The sequence below is a fragment of the Streptomyces europaeiscabiei genome (assembly GCF_036346855.1).
GTDB classification, from domain to species: Bacteria; Actinomycetota; Actinomycetes; order Streptomycetales; family Streptomycetaceae; genus Streptomyces; species Streptomyces europaeiscabiei.
The window spans coordinates 1,804,437-1,823,322 of the sequence record NZ_CP107841.1; the positions used below are offsets into that span (position 1 = coordinate 1,804,437).

The 18,886-nt window shown below is 72.4% G+C and carries 13 protein-coding genes; 9 read left to right on the plus strand and 4 right to left on the minus strand.

Translation table 11 applies throughout. The features are described 5' to 3' along the window. Positions 1-233: 233 nt before the first annotated feature. From OG858_RS07665 to OG858_RS07680, 4 genes are all read left to right on the plus strand, one after another. A complete protein-coding gene (locus OG858_RS07665; protein ID WP_086753377.1) occupies positions 234-785 on the plus strand; it encodes a hypothetical protein in 552 nt (183 codons plus the stop codon). 467 nt (positions 786-1,252) lie between these two features. Continuing rightward, a complete protein-coding gene (locus tag OG858_RS07670) occupies positions 1,253-2,719 on the plus strand; it encodes an aldehyde dehydrogenase family protein (RefSeq protein WP_319067422.1) in 1,467 nt (488 codons plus the stop codon). Between the two features lie 122 nt (positions 2,720-2,841). After that, complete coding sequence (locus OG858_RS07675) at positions 2,842-4,434, plus strand: APC family permease (RefSeq protein ID WP_319067421.1); 1,593 nt, start codon at positions 2,842-2,844, stop codon at positions 4,432-4,434. 74 nt (positions 4,435-4,508) lie between these two features. After that, a complete protein-coding gene (locus OG858_RS07680) occupies positions 4,509-6,059 on the plus strand; it encodes a GMC family oxidoreductase (RefSeq protein WP_319067419.1) in 1,551 nt (516 codons plus the stop codon). 69 nt (positions 6,060-6,128) lie between these two features. Here the strand turns inward: OG858_RS07680 and OG858_RS07685 are convergent, their stop codons facing one another. The 4 genes from OG858_RS07685 to OG858_RS07700 form a co-directional block, all read right to left on the minus strand. Next, a complete protein-coding gene (locus OG858_RS07685; protein WP_086749717.1) occupies positions 6,129-10,841 on the minus strand; it encodes a hypothetical protein in 4,713 nt (1,570 codons plus the stop codon). Positions 10,842-10,940: 99 nt separating this feature from the next. Next, entirely contained in the window at positions 10,941-11,819 is an 879-nt protein-coding gene (locus tag OG858_RS07690) for a hypothetical protein (RefSeq protein ID WP_046702519.1), read from the minus strand. A 133-nt stretch (positions 11,820-11,952) separates the two neighbouring features. Further along, on the minus strand, positions 11,953-13,476 hold the full coding sequence (locus OG858_RS07695) for a hypothetical protein (RefSeq protein WP_086753635.1): 1,524 nt from the start codon (positions 13,474-13,476) through the stop codon (positions 11,953-11,955). Positions 13,477-13,547: 71 nt separating this feature from the next. Then, the gene (locus OG858_RS07700) at positions 13,548-14,243 is read right to left on the minus strand and encodes a GntR family transcriptional regulator (RefSeq protein WP_319067416.1); all 696 of its coding nucleotides are present in this window, start codon (positions 14,241-14,243) and stop codon (positions 13,548-13,550) included. A 178-nt stretch (positions 14,244-14,421) separates the two neighbouring features. Here OG858_RS07700 and OG858_RS07705 point away from each other — a divergent pair, with 178 nt between their 5' ends. Genes OG858_RS07705 through OG858_RS07725 form a run of 5 tightly spaced genes read left to right on the plus strand, consistent with a single transcriptional unit; the run spans position 14,422 to position 18,882 of the window. Continuing rightward, positions 14,422-15,741, plus strand: a complete 1,320-nt coding sequence (locus OG858_RS07705) for an MFS transporter (RefSeq protein ID WP_327743551.1) — start codon at positions 14,422-14,424, stop codon at positions 15,739-15,741. A 5-nt stretch (positions 15,742-15,746) separates the two neighbouring features. Continuing rightward, positions 15,747-16,604: a putative hydro-lyase gene (locus OG858_RS07710; RefSeq protein ID WP_319318621.1), complete on the plus strand. Its 858-nt coding sequence runs from the start codon at positions 15,747-15,749 to the stop codon at positions 16,602-16,604. A gap of 42 nt (positions 16,605-16,646) precedes the next feature. Continuing rightward, entirely contained in the window at positions 16,647-17,405 is a 759-nt protein-coding gene (locus tag OG858_RS07715; protein ID WP_327743552.1) for a LamB/YcsF family protein, read from the plus strand. Next, positions 17,402-18,013, plus strand: a complete 612-nt coding sequence (locus OG858_RS07720; RefSeq protein WP_086750411.1) for a 5-oxoprolinase subunit B family protein — start codon at positions 17,402-17,404, stop codon at positions 18,011-18,013. Before OG858_RS07715 ends, OG858_RS07720 begins: the two co-directional genes overlap by 4 nt. Beyond that, positions 18,010-18,882, plus strand: coding sequence for a 5-oxoprolinase subunit C family protein (locus tag OG858_RS07725; RefSeq protein WP_319067412.1), 873 nt, complete (start codon positions 18,010-18,012; stop codon positions 18,880-18,882). Before OG858_RS07720 ends, OG858_RS07725 begins: the two co-directional genes overlap by 4 nt. Positions 18,883-18,886 lie beyond the last annotated feature (4 nt).

An 18,886-nucleotide genomic window follows, 5' to 3' on the forward strand; every position in this document is an offset into this window, starting at 1 on the left:
GAACCCATGGCATCCCGTCGGGGAAGTTGGCCGGTTGGCCGGATTTTTTCGTTCCGTGGGAATCTTCGGCGTACGTCGATCGTCTTTCTGTACGGGAATTGGGGGCGGAATGGGCCACAGGCCCCGCATGCCGCTCCCAGGCGGCGTAAACCAGAGGAAGTCGGGCACCAGTGGGGGGCCGGGTCTCGGGATCCGGATCTGTTGGTCCACCGGCGGTGGGGAGTGACGAGTTGATGGGCACGGCGGAGCGGCGCGCGGCGCCCGGGGACGGAGCGGCGGCGCCCGAGGTGGCGGCGCGAAGCGCTCGGGAACCGGAGCGCGGCCTCCTGACGGGGAAGAGCGCCGCGGTGGAAGTACGGGGGATATCCGCCCGTGGTGACGAAGAGCGGGTGCATTACCGGCCGTTGTGGATCGAGGAACCGGCGCGCAAGCGGCGGCTGCCCGACCCGGTGCGGACGGCGGCGGTGCGAGCCGTCCTCATCATCGCGGTGACACTGATGCAGGCGATGGTGGCGTTCCTGTGCACCCTGGCGGGTTCCTGGTTGGCGTTCCCCATGGTGCTGAGCAGCGTGGCGAGCACGATCGCGGCGACGTGGGGCGTCCTGGACGTCTGGGTGACCCGCCAGGTGTGGTGCCAGCGCAACGGCGTGATCTCGGCCCCCAGCAGCACGGCGCGCTCGCTGCGCCGTGAGCGGCGGCGGATCCGCCGCGAGGCACGGGCCATGGAGCGCGCGCAGGAGCGGATACGCCGACGGGGTGGTGCCGGGCAGCTGTCGCACCCGTAGGGCATCGGGGGTGGGCCCATGCGACCCATGGGCCCACCCTCCGGACAGGCCGTCGGCGCGCCACGGGTTCCGGCTCGTCGGCCGCGCGAGGCGGTTCCCGTCCGGACCGGGACGGTGACGGGTCGGCCAAGAGCCCTTCGGAGCGCGATCCGGCAACCTCGCACCGGCCCACGTGGTGCCGCGCGTGTGACCTCTCACCTCGAAACCTGTGAACGTACGCATTCGGCCATGTCGTCGCGGGGGTGCCCGAAGGGTGGTGTGCTTGGTGTCACCGGCGCCACCTCAGGACCTTTCGGACGTGTTGCCGGAGAAGGTGAGGGCGGTTCCCTCGGATGTCCAGGCTTTCTGACCAAGCGTGTCGACCGTCACATTCGGCCTCCTTTTTGGCATAGAACGCGGCCTTCCGGTTAGGCGCCCAGCCGTGAGGGCGCCTGCCCGTACGGCGCTGACCAGGAGGAACGAGAGACATGCCCGAACTTTTCATCGGCGGAGCATGGCGGTCCGCGCTCGACGGGCGGACACGTGAGATCCGCTGTCCCGCCGACGGCAGCCTGGTCGCGGTCGTGGACGAGGCCGGCGGCAAGGACACCGTGGAGGCGATCACGGCCGCACGCCGCGCCTTCGACGAGGGCCCCTGGCCCACCACTTCGCCCGCCGACCGCGGTGATCTGCTGCTTCGTGTGGCCGACCTTCTCGTACGCGACAAGGACGCGCTCGCCCGCGCCGAGTCCCTCGACACCGGCAAGAGGCTGGTGGAGAGCGAGTACGACATCGACGACATCGCGAACTGCTTCCGCTACTTCGGACGGGCGGCCACCGCCGAGACGGGCCGGGTCGTCGACACCGGCCAGGCGGGCGTCGACAGCCGGGTCGTGTACGAGCCGGTCGGGGTGTGCGCGCTGATCACCCCATGGAACTACCCCCTCCTCCAGACGGCCTGGAAGGTGGCCCCGGCGCTCGCGGCCGGCAACACCTTCGTGCTCAAGCCGAGCGAGCTGACCCCGCACACCGCGATCCATCTGATGCGCCTCCTGGAGGAGGCAGGGGTGCCTGCGGGCGTGGCCAACCTGGTCCTCGGCGCGGGGCCCGAGGCGGGCGCCCCGCTCTCCGACCACCCGGACGTGGACCTGGTCTCCTTCACCGGCGGTCTGCAGACCGGGCGCCGGCTCATGGCCAACGCCGCCGCGAGCGTGAAGAAGGTCGCCCTGGAGCTCGGCGGCAAGAACCCGAACATCGTCTTCGCCGACGCCGATTTCGACACGGCCGTCGACATGGCGCTGACCGCGGTCTTCCTTCACTCGGGGCAGGTGTGCTCGGCGGGCGCCCGCCTGCTGGTGGAGGATTCGCTGCACGACCGGTTCGTCGACGAGGTCGTCCGCCGGGCGCGGGAGATCCGGCTCGGTGGCCCCTTCGACGAGCGGGCGCAGACCGGCCCGCTGATCTCGGCGGCACATCGCTCGAAGGTCGAGGAGTACGTCGCCCAGGGCATGGCCGAGGGCGCCGTGCTGCGCTGCGGTGGCGAGCGGCCGAGCGGCGCCGCGTACGACGAGGGCTTCTACTACCTGCCGACGGTCCTGGACGAGTGCACGAGCACGATGTCCGTGGTCCGGGACGAGTCGTTCGGGCCGGTGCTGACGGTGGAACGGTTCAGCACCGAGGACGAGGCGGTACGGCTGGCCAACGACACGATCTACGGTCTGGCCGGTGCCGTATGGACGACGGACGAGGCCAGGGCCCAGCGGGTCGCGGCCCGGCTGCGGATCGGCACGGTGTGGATCAACGACTACCACCCGTATGTGCCGCAGGCCGAATGGGGCGGTGTCAAGCAGTCCGGCTTCGGCCGCGAACTCGGGCCCGCGGGGCTCGCCGAGTATCGCGAGGCGAAGCACATCTGGCGCAACACGGACCCTTCACCGCAAGGTTGGTTCGCCTAGCTTTTCCCTCCCCACGCGCCACCCTCCCGCACCGTCCTCCGTGCCCCACCCCCTCCCGCACCGTCCTCGGCACGCGCAAGAGCCACTCCCCCTCCTCCCCAAGGCCCACCAGGAGTCCGCTCATGACGACCATCGAGCAACCCACCGGACCGAAGAACCCATCCGACGACACCGAACTGACCGAGTTCGGCTACAGACCCGAGCTCAAGCGCACCCTCGGGAACTTCCACACCTTCGCCGCCGGGATCAGCTACATCTCGATCCTGACCGGCACCTTCCAGTTGTTCTACTTCGGCTTCGCCAGCGGCGGCCCCGCCTACTGGTGGTCGTGGCCGATGGTGTTCGTCGGCCAGTTCATGGTCGCCCTCTGTTTCGCCGAGTTGGCGGCCCGCTACCCGGTCGCGGGCTCGGTCTACAACTGGTCGAAGAAGATAGGCAACCCGCACCTGGGCTGGCTCGCCGGTTGGATGATGCTGACCGCTTCCATCGTGTCGATCGCGGCGGTCGCGCTGGCCTACCAGCTGACGCTGCCCCAGATCTCCGACGTGTTCCAGTTCGTCGGGGACGGCACCGGTAAGTACGACGTGGCGACCAACGCGGTCATCCTGGCCGCAGTGTTGATCCTGTTCACCACTGTGGTGAACGCCTTCGGCGTCAAGCTGATGGCCCGGATCAACACGGCGGGCGTGTTCATCGAGCTGATCGCCACCGTCGTGCTGATCGTGCTGTTCGCCGTGCACATCACCCGTGGCCCGCAGGTGGTCCTGGAGACCAACGGCACCGGGGACGCCTACGGCAACGGCTACCTGGGGGCGTTCCTCGTGGCCTCACTGGCGTCGGCGTACGTCATGTACGGCTTCGACACGGCCGCCTCCCTCGGCGAGGAGTCGCTGGACCCGACCCGCAACGCGCCGCGCGCCATCATCCGGGCGATCGTCGCCTCGTTCCTCCTCGGCGGTCTGATCCTGCTGCTGGCGCTGATGAGCGTCTCCAGCCTGAAGGGCGAGCAGCTGTCCACGGACGGTCTGCAGTACGTCGTGCTCAACGTGCTCGGCCCGACAGCCGGCAAGGCGATGCTGTGGTGCGTCCTGATCGCGGTCACCGTCTGCGCCCTGGCCGTCCACACCGCCGCTGTCCGGCTGGCGTTCGCGATGGCCCGCGACAACAACCTGCCCGCCTCCTCGAAGCTGGCCAAGTGCCACCCGAAGTTCCAGACACCGGTGCTGCCGACCGTGATCATCGGGGTCCTCGCGCTGGCGATCCTCGTGGTCAACATCCGTCAGCCGCAGATCTTCACCGTGGTGACCAGCATCGGCATCATCATGATCTACCTGGCCTATCTGGGCGTCACCGTCCCGATGCTGGTGGCGCGGCTGCGCGGCAAGTGGCAGCCCGCCGGGGACGGCCGGTTCTCGCTGGGCCGCTGGGGCGTCCTCGTGAACATCCTCGCCGTGGTGTGGGGCACGGGCATGACGCTCAACCTGATCTGGCCGCGGGCCGCGGTCTACAACGCGGCCGCCCCGTTCCACTGGTACCTGCAGTGGGGCGCGGTCCTCTTCGTCGGGATCATCGCCGGCGGCGGCTTCGCCTACTACTGGTTCGTCCAGCGGCACAAGACCGGCGTGCTCGCCGAGCACCGCGTGGTCGTGGAGGCCGGCCCCACATCGCCGCCCGCGTCGCCCGCCGCCCCCGTCGGCTCCCCGGCCGCCGACTGAAGGCCGGGTCAACCTCACAGTCCGACTCAGCACAACGGCACGGCAGCACAGCAACGCAGGAGGTCGAAACCCCCATGAAGGCAGACGAATTCGACTACGTCGTGGTCGGCGGCGGCACCGCGGGAAACGTCGTCGCGGCCCGGCTCTCCGAGGATCCGTCGGTCACGGTGTGCGTCCTGGAGGCGGGACCCAGTGACGTCGGCGACGACAACGTCCTGAAACTGGAACGCTGGATGGGCCTGCTGGACTCCGGCTACGACTGGGACTACCCGGTCGAGCCGCAGGCCAGCGGCAACAGCTTCATGCGGCACGCGAGAGCGAAGGTCCTCGGCGGCTGTTCGTCCCACAACTCCTGCATCGCCTTCTGGGCGCCGGCGGAAGACCTCGACGACTGGGCGGCCGCGGGCTGCACGGGCTGGTCCGCGGCCGACCTCTTCCCGCTCTACCGGCGCCTGGAGACCAACGACGGGCCCGGCGACCACCACGGCCGCAGCGGCCCGGTGAAGCTCCGCACCATCAAGAGCGAGGACCCGTGCGGCAACGCCCTGCTGGAGGCCTGCGTCCAGGCGGGTATCCCGACGACGCCCTTCAACACGGGCACGACGGTCATCCGGGGCGCCAACTGGTTCCAGATCAACTCCGACGAGGACAACATCCGGCAGTCCTCCTCCGTGGCGTACCTCCACCCGATCATGGGCAGGCGCCCGAACCTGGAGGTACGCACCGGGGTCCACGCCAAGAAGCTGGTGCTGGAGGGGCGGCGCTGTGTCGGCGCCGAGTATCTGGACCCGGACCTCATCCACACCCGCACGGTGCGCGCCCGGCGTGAGGTCATCGTCTCCTGCGGCGCCATCGACACCCCGAAGATCCTGATGCTCTCGGGCATCGGCCCCGCCGAACAGCTGCGCGAGGTCGGCGTGGACGTGGTCGTGGACTCGGCGGGCGTCGGCGAGAACCTCCAGGACCACCCCGAGGGCGTCATCATGTGGGAGGCCGCGCAGCCGATGCCCACCGAGTCCAACCAGTGGTGGGAGGCGGGCATCTTCTACGACACCGAACCGGGTCTGGACCGGCCGGACCTGATGTTCCACTACGGGTCCGTGCCGTTCGACATGAACACGGCCCGGCACGGCTACCCCACCTCCGAGAACGCGTTCTGCCTGACGCCGAACGTGACGCGGGCGAAGTCCCGGGGCACCGTGCGGCTGCGCACGCGGGACTACCGGGACAAGCCGAAGGTCGACCCGCGCTACTTCACGCACGAGCACGATGCGCGCGTGATGACGTACGGCCTTCGTCTCGCCCGGCAGATCGCGGCGCAGCCGGCGCTGAGCGGCTGGGCCGGGGCCGAGCTGGCGCCGGGTCCGGACGTCCGGACCGACGACGAGCTGCTCGACTACATCCACAAGACCCACAACACCGTCTACCACCCGGCCTGCACCGTGAAGATGGGCGCGGACGACGACGCCTCGGCCCCGCTCGACGCGCGGCTGCGGGTGAAGGGGGTCGAGGGGCTGCGGGTGGCGGACGGGTCGGTGATGCCGGATCTGGTGACCGTGAATCCGTGCATCACGACGATGATGATCGGTGAGAAGTGTGCGGACCTGTTGAAGGCCGACGCCTGAGGCGCGGCGCCTTGGGGCGTGGGGTGGCTGCGGGTCCGTTCGGGCTGGTCGCGCGGTCCCCCGCGCCCCTCAGGGGGCGGCTGTGGTGGGCCTCTTGTACATGCGTGTCGCGGTGATCTCCGTGTGTGCCGTCTCCCCCGCCCGGGGCTGCTGGGGCAGTCCCGGGCGGAGGTGTTCCTCCACACTGATGTACTTCAGACCCGCTCGTAGGTCGGCGTCGTTGCGTAGGCGGATGACCAGCGGGAACTCCGCCAGGGCTGTCGTGTCGAACAAGCCCGTGGTGTAGAGGAGCTGGACGCCCAGTGCGTCCGAGACCGCCCGCTGGAGCTCCAGCAGGTACGTCGCGTTGGCACGGCCGATGGGGTTGTCCAGGAACAGTGTGCCGGCGTGGCGGTGTTTGTCCCGGCCCCGGTCGTTGCTGCGGAGCGCGGCCATCGTGCAGTAGAGGGCGATGGCGGCGGTGAGCAGCTGGCCGCCCGAGAAGACGTCGCCCATCTGTCCGACGGGGACGCGCTCGGCCCTCAGCACGGCGTCCGGCTTGAGGATCTCCACGGCGATGCCCTTGGGCTGGAGCGCGGCGCCGACGCCCCGGAGCAGCAGGGACATGCCGTCGCGGCGCATGTCGGAGTTCTTCTTCACGGCTGCGCGGGTCGCCTCGTCGACGACTTCGCCCAACCGCTCGGTGAGGGTGGCCTGGTCGGGCTCCTCGAAGCGGATACGCAGGAACTCCTGGCCGGACCACTCGCCCAGGCCCTCGGGGAGCCTGGACAGCCGCTGGGCGGAGCGGAGCGTCGCGAGGGCCGATTCCACCAGGCCCCGCAGCCGGTCGACGATCGAGTCCCGGTTGCGTTCGAGCTGGGCCAGCTCGTCCGTGAGGACCCGAAGCCGGGGTGCGAACGCGTCGGCCCACTTCTGGGCGTGCTCGGGGAGCGAGGAGGCGGGCAGCTCGCGGATCTGCTGGCGGGCGGGCGTACGGACCTGCTCGTAGCGCGTGGAGTTGGCGTGACGTACGAGAACGTCGGCGGCCTCGCGTACGGAGCCCTCGGCGGCGGAGAGGTCGGCGGCGCAGCCGCGCAGTGAGCGGCGGGCCTCGGCGGCGGCCGTACGGGCCTCCTCGGGGCCGCCGGGGTAGGGCTCGGGCTCCTCCTGGTCGTCGTCCGTGGAGTGGTCACGGAGGAGGTCGCGGAGCATGGCGGCGGTCTCGTCGAAGCCGCCGGCCGCGTCCTCGGCGGCGCGGTGGGACGCCAGCAGCTCGGCGTGGGCCTCGCGGGCCCGGGTCAGCGCCTCGGCGCGGGAGGCGAGTTCGGCGGTGGCGGTGCGCAGCAGGGCCTGGGCGTGGTCGGCGTCGCGCGGGAGCAGCTCCTCGGGCAGCCCGGTGTGCGCGTCGCCGTCCTCGGGCGCGTGTCGCTCGGCCTCGCCGCGCAGCCGCCCGAGCTGCTCGCTCGACGTGGACACACGGGTTTCCAGGAGCTGGACGAGTTCCTCGGCGCGGGCGGCGGCGGCCTGCCGGGAGGGCCCGTCGGAGCCGTCGGGTGACTGCAGGAGCTGCTCGGCACGGTTGCGGACCTTGTTGGTCAACCGGCCGAGGTCGGCGATGGCGGAGCTCTCGTCGCTCTCGGCCCGCGCCTGCTCGGCGCGCAGATCGGCGCCGACGCCGACCTTCTCGTACACCTGGGAGGCGGCACGGTAGGCCTCGCGGAGGGCCGCGAGGGGGTGCTTGGGCGCGTCGGAGTCCGTCTCCGGTACGTCGTCGGGGGCGCCCGCGATCTCCGCGCGCTCGGCGCGCAGCGCACGTGCGGTGCGCCGGGCATCGTCGGCGCCGCGCTGGGTGGCGCGGCGGTCCTCGTCGGCGGCGCGGGCCCGCTCCAGACAGAACTGGGCGCGGGCCTCGGACTCGGTGGCCTCGTCGGCGAGTTCGCGGAGCTTGACCTGCCAGCCGGCGCGCTCCCGCAGCCGGTAGGCGAGTCCGGCGAGGGCGTCGGCGGCGCGGCGGGCCTTCTGCGCGGCCTCCTGCCGCTCGTCGCGCACCTGGGCCGCCTCGGCGGCCGCCTCCTCGGCCTCGGCCCGTACGGTCCGCGCCTGGGAAAGCTCCGCCTCGGACTCCTCGGCGAACGCACGCGTCTCCTGGGCGGCAGCGGCCAGCTCGGTGAGCCTGCCCGCCGGGCACCCCGTGCGCCACGAGGAGAGCCGGGCCGCCAGCTCACGGTCCTTGCCGAGGCGGGCCGCGAGTTCCCGGATCTCCTCGTCCCGCTCGGTCGCCCGTACGCGCAGCGCCTGCCGCTCCTCGTCGGCCGCGTGCTCGTCGTGCATGGCCGGGTTCGGCGGCACGAGGAAGACCTCGGAGGAGGGGCCGTCGCCCGCGTCCACAGGCGGCGTCGGGGCCAGCAGGGCGGCCGCCGTACCGACGGCCACGGCGGACCTCGGGAGCAGTGCCGCGTCGCTGAGCGCCTCGCGGGCCCGGGCGTGCGAGGCCGGGTCGGTGATGATCACGCCGTCGACCAGCTCCGGGCGTGCGGCCAGCACGCGCGCGTGGTCGACGGGGTCCACGGCCTGGGCGAGGTAGCGCCAGCCGGGCAGGGCCGGGATGCCGTGCTCGCCGAGGAACTCGACCGTCGCCAGGACGTCCGGGCCCGGCGGCAGCAGCCCGCCGTCGCCGAGGGCGCCCAGGATGCGGGAGTCGTCGGCCGCGGCGGTGCGCAGCTCGAAGAGGTGACGCTCGGCGGACGACACGTTCTCGTCGAGCAGCTCACGCAGCTCGTCGGCGAAACGGTCCAGCTCCTCGGGGGTGAGGGAGCCGTCGGCACAGGCACGCTCGTCCGCCGTACGGAAGCCGTCGGCCGCTCCGCCACCGGCTCCGGTGGTCCTCCCGGCCGCGGCGCCACCCGTGCCCTCGGCGCTGCGGGGCTCCGGCACCGCGGCCCGCGCCCTGCCGGAGACCCCCGGCAGGCTCAGCAGCTCCGCCAGCCGCTCCTCGCCCGCCAGGGCCTGCGCCGTGCGCCGCTCCCCGTCGTAGGCGCGCTCGGCGGCGGTCGCCGCGTCCGCCGCGCGGGCGGCCGTCAGCTCCGCGCGGGACTCGGTGGAGGCCGCCTCCCGGGCATGCTCGGAGGCGCGGCGCGAGGCTTCGCGTGCGGTGTCCCAGGCGGCGACGGCCGTCTTCTCCGCGTCGCTGGCGGCGAGGGCGGCACGCGCCGGATCGGCGTCGGGCGCGGTGTCGTCGAGCCAGCCCGCGCGGACGGCCTCGGCGGTCTCCTGCTCGACCTCGCCGAGCCGCTGCCTGAGGTGCCCGACCTCGCTGCGGGCGCGCTGCGCCTCGGTGGCGGCGACGGTGGCATCCCGGTGGGCTGCCTCGCCGACCTCCTGCAGGGCGGCCGACTTCTCCTCGCCCTCGTTCGCCAGGTCCTCGGCGCTCCCCGCGGCGGCGTGCAGGGCGCGTACGAGGTCGACGGCGGCCCTGGCGCGGGCGGCGAGCGCCGGGGCGGCGTCCCGTTCGGCCTCCTGGATGGCGGCGGCCACCCGGGCCACGCGGTCGGCGGCTGTCCGGTGCCTGAGCACGGCCTCGGCCGCCTGCCAGGCGGAGTGCAGGGTGCGCGCGTCGGCCAGCTCGCGTTTCTGCGCTGCGGCCGACTTCTCCGCGGCGGCCAGCGCCAACGAGGCGTGTCGGTAGGCGAGTTCGGCCGCGATCAGCGCGCTGCGGTCGCGGGCGGCCTCGGAGTGCGTGACGGCGTACGCGGCGGCGGTGACCCGCTGGGCGAGATCGGTGCCCCGCAGCCGCTCCCGGGCGGCCCGCGCCGAAAGACGTCGGGCCAGGGTGCGGGTGCGCCGCTCGGCGCCCGCGTGGATGTCCCGTGCCCGTGACCGTCCCTCGGCGGCCTCGACGATCCGACCCAGCAGATCCACGGATCCGGCCGTGAAGTCCCGTTCGGCGATCAACTCGGCCCGCCGCCCGAGCTTGTCGCCGAACCCGCCGACCAGGTCGGCGAGCCCGTCCGTGTCACGTGTGTCGGTGACGGCCCTCAGCAGCAGATCGGTGAAGTCGGAGTCCTTCTTCACCGCGAAGAGTCCGGCGGCCTCGCCCTCGTCCGAGTTCATCTCCCGCTGGTAGCGGAAGAGTTCCGGGTCGAGACCGAGGTCCGTCAGATGCTCGTTCCAACGGTCGTGGATCTCCTCCCAGTGCACTTCGAGGTGCGGATACGCCTTGCCCGCCTCGGTGATGGCGTCCCGGAAGCCCTTCATGGTCCGCCGCCGGCCCTGCGCGCCGGACGCGCCCTCGACGGGCGGCCGTACGGCGGTGGACTCGGCCACGGGCAGGTTGTCGAGGCTCAGCCCCGGGCCGGGCCGGAAGGAGTACCAGGCCTCGGCGAACTTCCTCGGGTCGTTGGAGACCTGCCGCCCCCGCCACTCGCTCGCCTTGCCCACGACGACGCATTCACCGGTCAGCGTGTGCTGCCACTCCAGCGCGACGTGCCCGCAGTCGTCGGCCAGCAGGAACTTCCGCAGCACACCCGAGCTGGCACCGCCCAGGGTGTTCCGGTGGCCCGGCAGCATCACCGAGAAGATCAGCTTGAGCAGGACGGACTTGCCGCCGCCGTTCTCCAGGAAGAGGACACCGGCCGGTGCCGGCCGGCGCGGCGGCCCGGTGGGCTCCTCCTCGAAGAACTCCGCCTGCTGCGGCGCGGGGTCGGGCACGTACTCGCCCACACCCCGCAGGTCCAGCACGGTGTCGGCGTAACGCGCACCGGCCGGCCCGATGGAGTAGAGGCGGACCCGGGACAGCTCGTACATGGCGGCGGACTTTCGCGGTCGTAAGGGTGGTTCGTGCGGTGCGGTCGTGACGGCGGGCCGTCGGATGCGGTCGTAGGGGTGTGCGGGTGGTCGTGGTGATCAGGAGTGGAACGGCAGGCCGGCGTCGGCCACCAGCTCCAGGTCGTCGCTCTCCTCGGCGGGCAGCAGCGTGGCCGAGCCGTCGGTGACCGGCACGATGCCCAGCTCCAGCAGTTCGGCCATCGCGGCGCTGCCCGCCATGTCCCGTACCTGGAGCTGATAACGCGCGGTCGTCCGATACGTACCGCCGTTGTCGTCCCCGGTGCGCTGCAGGAACCCCGAGTCGGTCAGGAAGCCCACCGCCTTGCCGATGATGCCGGTGGTGGACCCGGCCAGCCGGCGCGCGTCCTTGGTGGCCCCGGTGGAGCTGCGTCTGGCCCAGATGCGCCAGGCCGACTCCAGGCTCGGCGCGTCGGTCGCCGGGTCGGTGTTCTCCCCCTGCTCCTCGGCCCGCTCCTCCAGCCGCCGGCAGGCCTGCCGTACGAAGGCGTCGACCCCGTTGACCGACACGCGCCCGATGTATCCGTCGTCCGCGAGGTCCTCCGGCCGCGGAAACGCCATCGCGGCCACGGCGAGATGTGCCAGGCCGTGCAGGAACCGGTCCACCGAGTCCGCGGACGTCCGCCGCGCGTAGTCGCCCATCCGCACGGCGAACACCGAGTCCTCTGCCGCCGTCACCGCCATCCCGGCCCGCGGCGACACCTCAAGCACGACCAGCCCCAGCCCGGTGGCCACGGCATCGGCGAGTCTGGCGAACGCCGGATCCTCCCGATACCGCCGCAGCAGCTCCCCGTACTCCTGGTCCCGGGCGGGCTGCAGCTTCGGCTGGAGTCCGAAGGCGACGAGCCGGGCGGCGTCGGCGGCGTCGGCGGGAGTGAGGGCGGCGGCCACCGGAGCGGCAGCCGTCTCCGGCTCGCTCCACTCGACATGCTCACTCACGGCAGGAACTCCTTGATCTCATGGCAAGAGGGCGGGACGGCAGGGTCAGGGGCGCGGGGAACTGCGCGATCAGCCACGGACGGCCCGCAGCCGACACACGACCGACGGTTCTCCGGCTCTGCCGGCGGAGCGTTCACGCCGCCTCCCGATCCGCTGCCATCCCCGCCGCATCCAGCAAGGCCATCCCCACGATCAGATCGGCCCCGCCGAACTCGGGATCGTCCAGCTCCGTCCCGTCGTCAACGGCGAACAACAGCTTCTCCTCGCCCTGCCGATAAGCCGTACCGACCGGCGGACTCGCGGCGTGCACAGCCAACAGGGCGACCAGATACGGCAGTTCGGGATCCTGGAGCCGCGCCTGCGCCAGCAGCCCCGACAACCGCCGAGGCGCGTCCGCGGGCAGATCCAGCAGCACCTTCGCCGCAGCCAACTGCTCCTCGCTGAACCGGCTGTCGTCGGGCGTCGCGATCAGATCCGGCTCCGGCATCTCCGCCCCGAGGTGCTCCCGCTCCACCGGCGGCGTGAACAGCAGATCGACGAGGTCCCCCACCCGTACGGACCCCGGCGTACGCAGCCCCGTCCCGCGGGCGAAGAACGCGTCGGTCACCCGCCGGGCCTGCTCCACGGGCAGCGGGAGCAGCGGCGCGAGGAGGTGCCCGTAGAGATCCGTCCCCGAGGTCGTCATCGGTGTGGCGAAGGCCTGCCGGTCCTGCTCCGCGCGGAACAGCGGACCGGCCTCCAGCAGCCGGGACTGCAGCTGCGTATGCCGTCGGATGCAGTCCTTGACGATGTCGACGAGCTCGGCGGCGCGCCGCTTGTGCTCGGGCTCCTCGGACTCGTCGCGGGCCTTGCGGATGTTGGTGAGGATCGCGTTCTCGTGGCGGTAGCGGTCGGCGACGTGGTCGAGCGCCTCGGCGATCATGTCGGGCACGGTCTGGAGCCAGTCGACCGCACGGACGTTGCGCCGGGTGGCGTCCAGCGCCCTGCGCAGCGTCTCCGAGTACTGCACGGTCCGGTAGCGCGCCTGCTCGGCGGCGAGCTGCGCGTCGGCGAGCCGGCCCCGGCTGATCAGGACCTCCAGCTTGACCTCGGCGGCGATCTGGGCGCTGGTGACATCGGTGTCGAGGGCACCCACGAGGACGTTGACGGCCTCGTCGGTCGTACGGAGGTAGACGCCGCCCCCGTAGCCGGGGACCTCCTCGATCAGCTTGAAGTCGTAGTCGCGGCGGACATAGGTGCCGTCGGGTGCGAACGTCCCGTACACGGCCCGGAAGCCGCGGTCGACACTGCCGACGTTGATCAGGTTCTCCAGGACCCAGCGGGCGACCCGCTCGTGTTCCTCGACGGGCCGCCGCGGGGCCTGGGCAGCGATGCGCGGGATGAGGCGGGCGACGACCTGGTCGTGGTCCGCGCCCGTGTCGAAGTCCATGTTCAGTGTGACCAGGTCGATGGCAGAAAGGGCGACCTCCGCCATGCCGTACACCGAGTACTCACCGGCGAGGTTGGCCTTGCGCGCGTCCAGGTCGTGCAGCGGCGCGGTGCAGGCGAGCGCGCGCAGCCGCCGCGCCAGTCCCTCGTCGGCGGCCGGGCCCGGCGCGGGGCGCGGCCCCGCGCCGAGCTGCGGCGGAACACGGTCCGTCGATGCGGGTGAAGTCACGGTGCACAGACTAGGTCCTGGGTCTGACAACGACCCAAATCGTTCGGCCGGGCGGGGCCGGGCACGGCGTCTCAGGGGATGTCGGCGACCCGTCGCCCGTACACGTCCACCAGGTTCTTCAGCGAATCGTCGAGGTAGGCCGCCAGCATCCGCTCGGCCTCGTCCCGGTCCCCCTGCTGCAGCGTCTGCAGGATGAGGAGATTCCGCGCCAGATACGGCTCGTACAGCTTGCGTGGATTGTCCACCACGTGGAACGCGAGCCGGAGTTCGGCGAAGACACTGCGCATCAGCTCGTCGGTGCGGGCGCTGCCGGCGAGGGCGACCAGTTCGCGGTGGAAGTGGATGTTGGCGGTGGAGACACCTTTCCAGTCACCTTCACGAGCCTCCCGCTGCCCTTCCGCGACGGCTTCGGCGAGCCCGCCGAGGCCGTACGGCGGGGCCCCGAGGCCGCGTACGACGGCACATTCGACGAGGCGGCGGGTGCGGTAGATGTCCTCGACGTCCTCGACGGTCAGCACCCGCACGAAGACACCGCGGTTGAGCTCGTGGACGAGGAGCCGTTCATGGGTGAGCAGGCGGAACGCCTCGCGGAGGGTGTTGCGGGAGACGCCGAGGGCGCCGCCGATGCTGTCCTCGGACAGCCGTGTCCCGGGCGGGAAGAAACCCTCGGCGATCCGGCTCCGGAGGATGTCCGAAACCCGCTCGGCGGTGCTGGTGCGCCCCAGGAGGGCGCGGTCGTCGGCAAGTCCGGTCAGTTCGGCGGCCATGCCCGGAATTCAACCGCAGAGACAAGAACGAGACAACATGGGTATTGAGGGATCGTTCAACGATCCTCTACCTTGCTGGGCAGGCGCCGCACCCGCTCGGCCCCCGGCGCCACCCGCTCCCGCTCCCGCACGACACGGCTCAGATCTCACGCACCCTCCCCCTCACCGCGAGGTGCCCATGAGTACGATCCCTCCCTCCCAGGCCCCTACCTCCACGGACCTGCCCGACACGGGCGGACCGGCCGGCGACGACGGCGCGTTCGGCTGGCTGCGCGCCCTCGGTCCGCGTGGCCGCCGCGCCTTCGGCGGCGCGTTCGGCGGCTACGCGCTCGACTCGTACGACTACTTCACGCTGCCGCTGAGCATGGTCGCGCTCACGGCCTACTTCGGCCTGGACAACGGCCAGACCGGACTGTTCACCACGGTCACCCTGGTCGTCTCGGCGATCGGCGGTGCCGCCGCGGGCGTGCTCGCGGACCGGATCGGCCGGGTCAAGGCGCTGATGATCACCGTGGTGACCTACGCGGTGTTCACCGTGGCCTGCGGCTTCGCGCCCAACTACGAGACCCTGCTGGTCTTCCGCGCCCTGCAGGGGCTGGGCTTCGGCGGTGAGTGGGCGGTCGGCGCGATCCTGGTCGCCGAGTACGCGAGCGCCAAGCACCGGGGGCGTACGCTCGGCGCGATCCAGAGCTCCTGGGCCGTGGGCTGGGGACTGGCCGTGATCGTCTACACGACGGTCTTCACCTTCCTCGACGACGACCTGGCCTGGCGCGTGATGTTCTGGACCGGCGCGCTGCCCGCGCTGCTCGTGATCTGGGTGCGCCGCTCGGTCGAGGACGCCCCGCAGGCCGCGGCCGCACGCGAGAAGAGCCCGGAGAAGGGCTCGTTCGCCGCGATCTTCCGGCCGGGCACGGCCACCACGCCGGGCCTGCTGCGCACCACGGTCTTCGCGGTGCTGCTCTCCACCGGTGTCCAGGGCGGCTACTACACGCTGGCGACCTGGGTTCCCACGTATCTGAAGACGGAGCGGGGTCTGTCGGTCGTCGGTACCGGCGGCTACCTGACCTTCCTGATCTCCGGCGCCTTCATCGGCTACCTGACCGGCGGCTATCTCACCGACCGGCTGGGCCGTCGGCGGAACATCTGGCTCTTCGCCGTGCTCTCGGCACTGTGCATCCTGGCCTACGCGAACATCCCGAGCGGCGCCGACACCCTGCTGCTCGTGCTCGGTTTCCCGCTGGGGTTCTGCATGTCGGCGATCTTCAGCGGCTTCGGCTCGTTCCTCAGCGAGCTGTACCCGTCGGCCGTCCGGGGCACCGGGCAGGGCTTCACCTACAACACCGGGCGCGCGGTGGGCGCCGTCTTCCCCACCACGGTCGGTTTCCTGGCCGACAGCTGGGGCGTGGGCGGCGCGCTGGTCTTCGGTGCGATCGGCTACGGCCTGGCGGCGGTGGCCCTGCTCGGTCTCCCGGAAACACGCGGAAAGGAACTCGTGTGAACCACATGACCACACAGGACCGCCTCTCGGCCCGCGGCGAGCACGACCGTCCGGCGGACCGCCCCTTGACCCTCGTCGACCCCCGCGCGCACGCGTGGACCCCCGAAGAGGCGCGTGCCCGGTTCCGTTCGGGCGTGTCCGGCCCCACCGCCGGGGTCGCCGCCGGGCACACCCAGGCGAACCTGATCTCGGTGCCCGCCGACTGGGCGTACGACATGCTGCTGTTCTGCCAGCGCAACCCCAAGCCGTGTCCCGTGCTCGACGTCACGGACGCCGGGGCGTGGACGACCCCGCTCGCTGAGGGCGCGGACCTGCGCATGGATCTGCCGCGCTACCGGGTGTGGGAGCACGGCGAGTTGACGGCCGAGCCGACGGACGTGGTGGACGTCTGGCGGGAGGACCTGGTGTCGTTCCTGATCGGGTGCAGCTTCACCTTCGAGTGGGCGCTGACCGAGGCGGGCGTTCCGATGCGCCACATCGAGCAGGGCCGCAACGTCTCGATGTACGTCACCGGCCGCGCGTGCCGGCCCGCCGGGCGGGTGCGCGGCCCGATGGTGGTGTCGATGCGTCCGGTGCCGCCCGAGCACCTGGCGGCCGCGATCCGGGAGAGCAGTCTGCTCCCGGCCGTGCACGGTGGCCCGGTGCACTGCGGCGAGCCGGCGGGCCTCGGCATCGCGGACCTGTCCCGCCCGGACTTCGGCGACCCGGTGGTCGCCGAACCGGACGACATCCCGGTGTTCTGGGCCTGCGGGGTGACTCCCCAGGCCGCGGTGATGGCCTCGCGCCCACCGTTCGCGATCACCCACGCACCGGGCCAGATGTTCCTGACCGACGCCCGCGATGAGCAGTACCGCGTCCTTTGACGAACACGCGTCCTATGACGAACAAGCGGGAGAATGGCATTCATGAGCTCCATCGATCTCAACGCCGACCTCGGCGAGGGCTTCGGCCGCTGGACGCTGACCGACGACGACCAGTTGCTGTCCGTCGTGACCAGCGCCAACGTGGCCTGCGGCTTCCACGCGGGGGACGCGGTCACCATGCGGCGGGTCTGCGAGCTGGCGGCCGGGCGCGGCGTACGGGTCGGTGCCCAGGTCTCGTACCGCGACCTGGCGGGCTTCGGGCGGCGCGCGATGGACGTGCCGCCCGCCGAACTGACGGCCGAGGTGGCGTACCAGATCGGCGCCCTGGAGGTCTTCGCCCGCGCGGCGGGCACGCGTGTGTCGTACGTGAAGCCGCACGGCGCGCTCTACAACCGGGTCGTGCACGACGAGGAGCAGGCGGCGGCGGTGGTCGCCGGGGTGCTCCTCGCCGACGCCACGCTGCCGGTCCTCGGCCTGCCCGGCTCACGCCTCCTCGAACTGGCCGAGGGAGCCGGGCTGCCCGCCGTCACCGAGGCGTTCGCGGACCGCGCCTACACCGGCCAGGGCACTCTGGTGCCGCGCGGCCAGGAGGGTGCCGTGATCACGGACGCCGACGCCGTGGTGGAGCGGTCCCTCGGCCTGGCCCTCTCCGGCACGGTCGTCTCCCGCTCCGGGGAGCGCGTCCCCGTCCGGGCCCGTTCCCTCTGCCTGCACGGTGACACGCCGGGCGCGGTGGAGCTGGCCCGGCGGGTGCGGGCCGAGCTGGCGGCGACGGGCGTGCGGGTGGAGGCGTTCTCATGAGGGCGCTCCCGGTCGGGGACCGCGCGTTGCTGATCGAGGTGGGCACGGGCGAGGAGGCCGAGGCGCTCCACGCCGAGCTGCTGCGCCGCCGCGCGACGGGCGACCTGTCGGCGGCCGAGATCGTCCCCGCCGCCCGTACGGTCCTCCTGGACGGCCTCGACGACCCGTCACGCCTCGCCGGGCGCCTCGCCTCCTGGGACATTCCGCCCGTCCCCCCGCGCGCGGAGGAAGCCGTCGAGATCCCCGTACGGTACGACGGCCCCGATCTGCCGGACGTCGCCGCCCACTGGGGTGTCGACGTGGCCGAGGTGGCGCGCATCCACGCGGCGGCCGAGTACCGCGTGGCCTTCTGCGGCTTCGCCCCTGGCTTCGGCTACCTCACGGGGCTGCCCCGCGAGGTCCCGCGCCGGGCGACTCCGCGTACGGCCGTCCCCGCGGGGTCGGTCGCCCTGGCAGGCCCGTACACCGGCGTGTACCCGCGCTCCTCCCCCGGCGGCTGGCAGCTGATCGGTACGACGGACGCCGTTCTGTGGGACCACGCGCGCGTGCCGGCCGCTCTGCTCGCGCCTGGCACCCGGGTCCGCTTCACACCGGTGGCGGTGCCGTGACCGACCGCGCTCTCGTCGTCGTCCGGGCCGGTGCCCTGACCACCGTCCAGGACCGGGGCCGCCCCGGCCACGCCCACCTCGGCGTGCCCCGCTCGGGCGCCCTGGACGCACCGGCGGCCGCCCTGGTCAACCGTCTGGTGGGCAACTCCCCGGACGCGGCCGTCCTGGAGACCACCCTCAACGGCTGTTCCGTGCGGCCCCGCTCGGCGGTCACCGTGGCCGTCGGCGGCGCCCCCTGCCCGGTGACCGTGGACGGCCGCCCGGTGGCCTGGGGTGCGCCCGTACGGGTCCCCGGCGGGGCGGTGCTGGACGTCGGGGCCGCCCGCTCCGGCGTACGCGGCTATCTCGCCGTCTGCGGCGGTGTGACCGTGGAGCCGGTCCTCGGCAGCCGCTCGACGGACCTGCTGTCCGGCCTCGGCCCGCCGCCGCTGACGGACGGCACTGTGCTCCCGCTCGGCCGCCCGAGCCACCTCCACGCGCGCGTGGACGTCGTCCCGCACCCGGCGCCCCCCTCGGAGCTCGTCCTGCGCGTCACCCTGGGCCCGCGCGACGGCTGGTTCACGGACGCGGCGCTGCGCACCCTCACCAGGCGCCCCTACGCCGTCTCCTCGGCGAGCAACCGCATCGGGCTGCGCACGGAGGGGCCCGCCCTGGAGCGCTCCCGGGCGGGTGAGCTGCCCAGCGAGGGAATGGTGCTGGGCGCCGTCCAGGTGCCGCCGGACGGCCGCCCGGTCGTCTTCCTCGCCGACCACCCGACCACCGGGGGCTACCCGGTGATCGCGGTGGTCCACCCGGCGGACCTGCCCGGCGCGGCCCAGGCCGTGCCGGGCACACCGGTGCGGTTCGTCGCCGTACGACACCGCAGTTGACCGG

Coding starts and splice junctions, on each gene's coding strand:
- OG858_RS07665 (WP_086753377.1), top strand. CDS start 234: ATGGGCACGGCGGAGCGGCGCGCGGCGCCCGGGGACGGAGCGGCGGCG.
- OG858_RS07670 (WP_319067422.1), top strand. CDS start 1,253: ATGCCCGAACTTTTCATCGGCGGAGCATGGCGGTCCGCGCTCGACGGG.
- OG858_RS07675 (WP_319067421.1), top strand. CDS start 2,842: ATGACGACCATCGAGCAACCCACCGGACCGAAGAACCCATCCGACGAC.
- OG858_RS07680 (WP_319067419.1), top strand. CDS start 4,509: ATGAAGGCAGACGAATTCGACTACGTCGTGGTCGGCGGCGGCACCGCG.
- OG858_RS07685 (WP_086749717.1), bottom strand. CDS start 10,841: ATGTACGAGCTGTCCCGGGTCCGCCTCTACTCCATCGGGCCGGCCGGT.
- OG858_RS07700 (WP_319067416.1), bottom strand. CDS start 14,243: ATGGCCGCCGAACTGACCGGACTTGCCGACGACCGCGCCCTCCTGGGG.
- OG858_RS07705 (WP_327743551.1), top strand. CDS start 14,422: ATGAGTACGATCCCTCCCTCCCAGGCCCCTACCTCCACGGACCTGCCC.
- OG858_RS07710 (WP_319318621.1), top strand. CDS start 15,747: ATGACCACACAGGACCGCCTCTCGGCCCGCGGCGAGCACGACCGTCCG.
- OG858_RS07715 (WP_327743552.1), top strand. CDS start 16,647: ATGAGCTCCATCGATCTCAACGCCGACCTCGGCGAGGGCTTCGGCCGC.
- OG858_RS07720 (WP_086750411.1), top strand. CDS start 17,402: ATGAGGGCGCTCCCGGTCGGGGACCGCGCGTTGCTGATCGAGGTGGGC.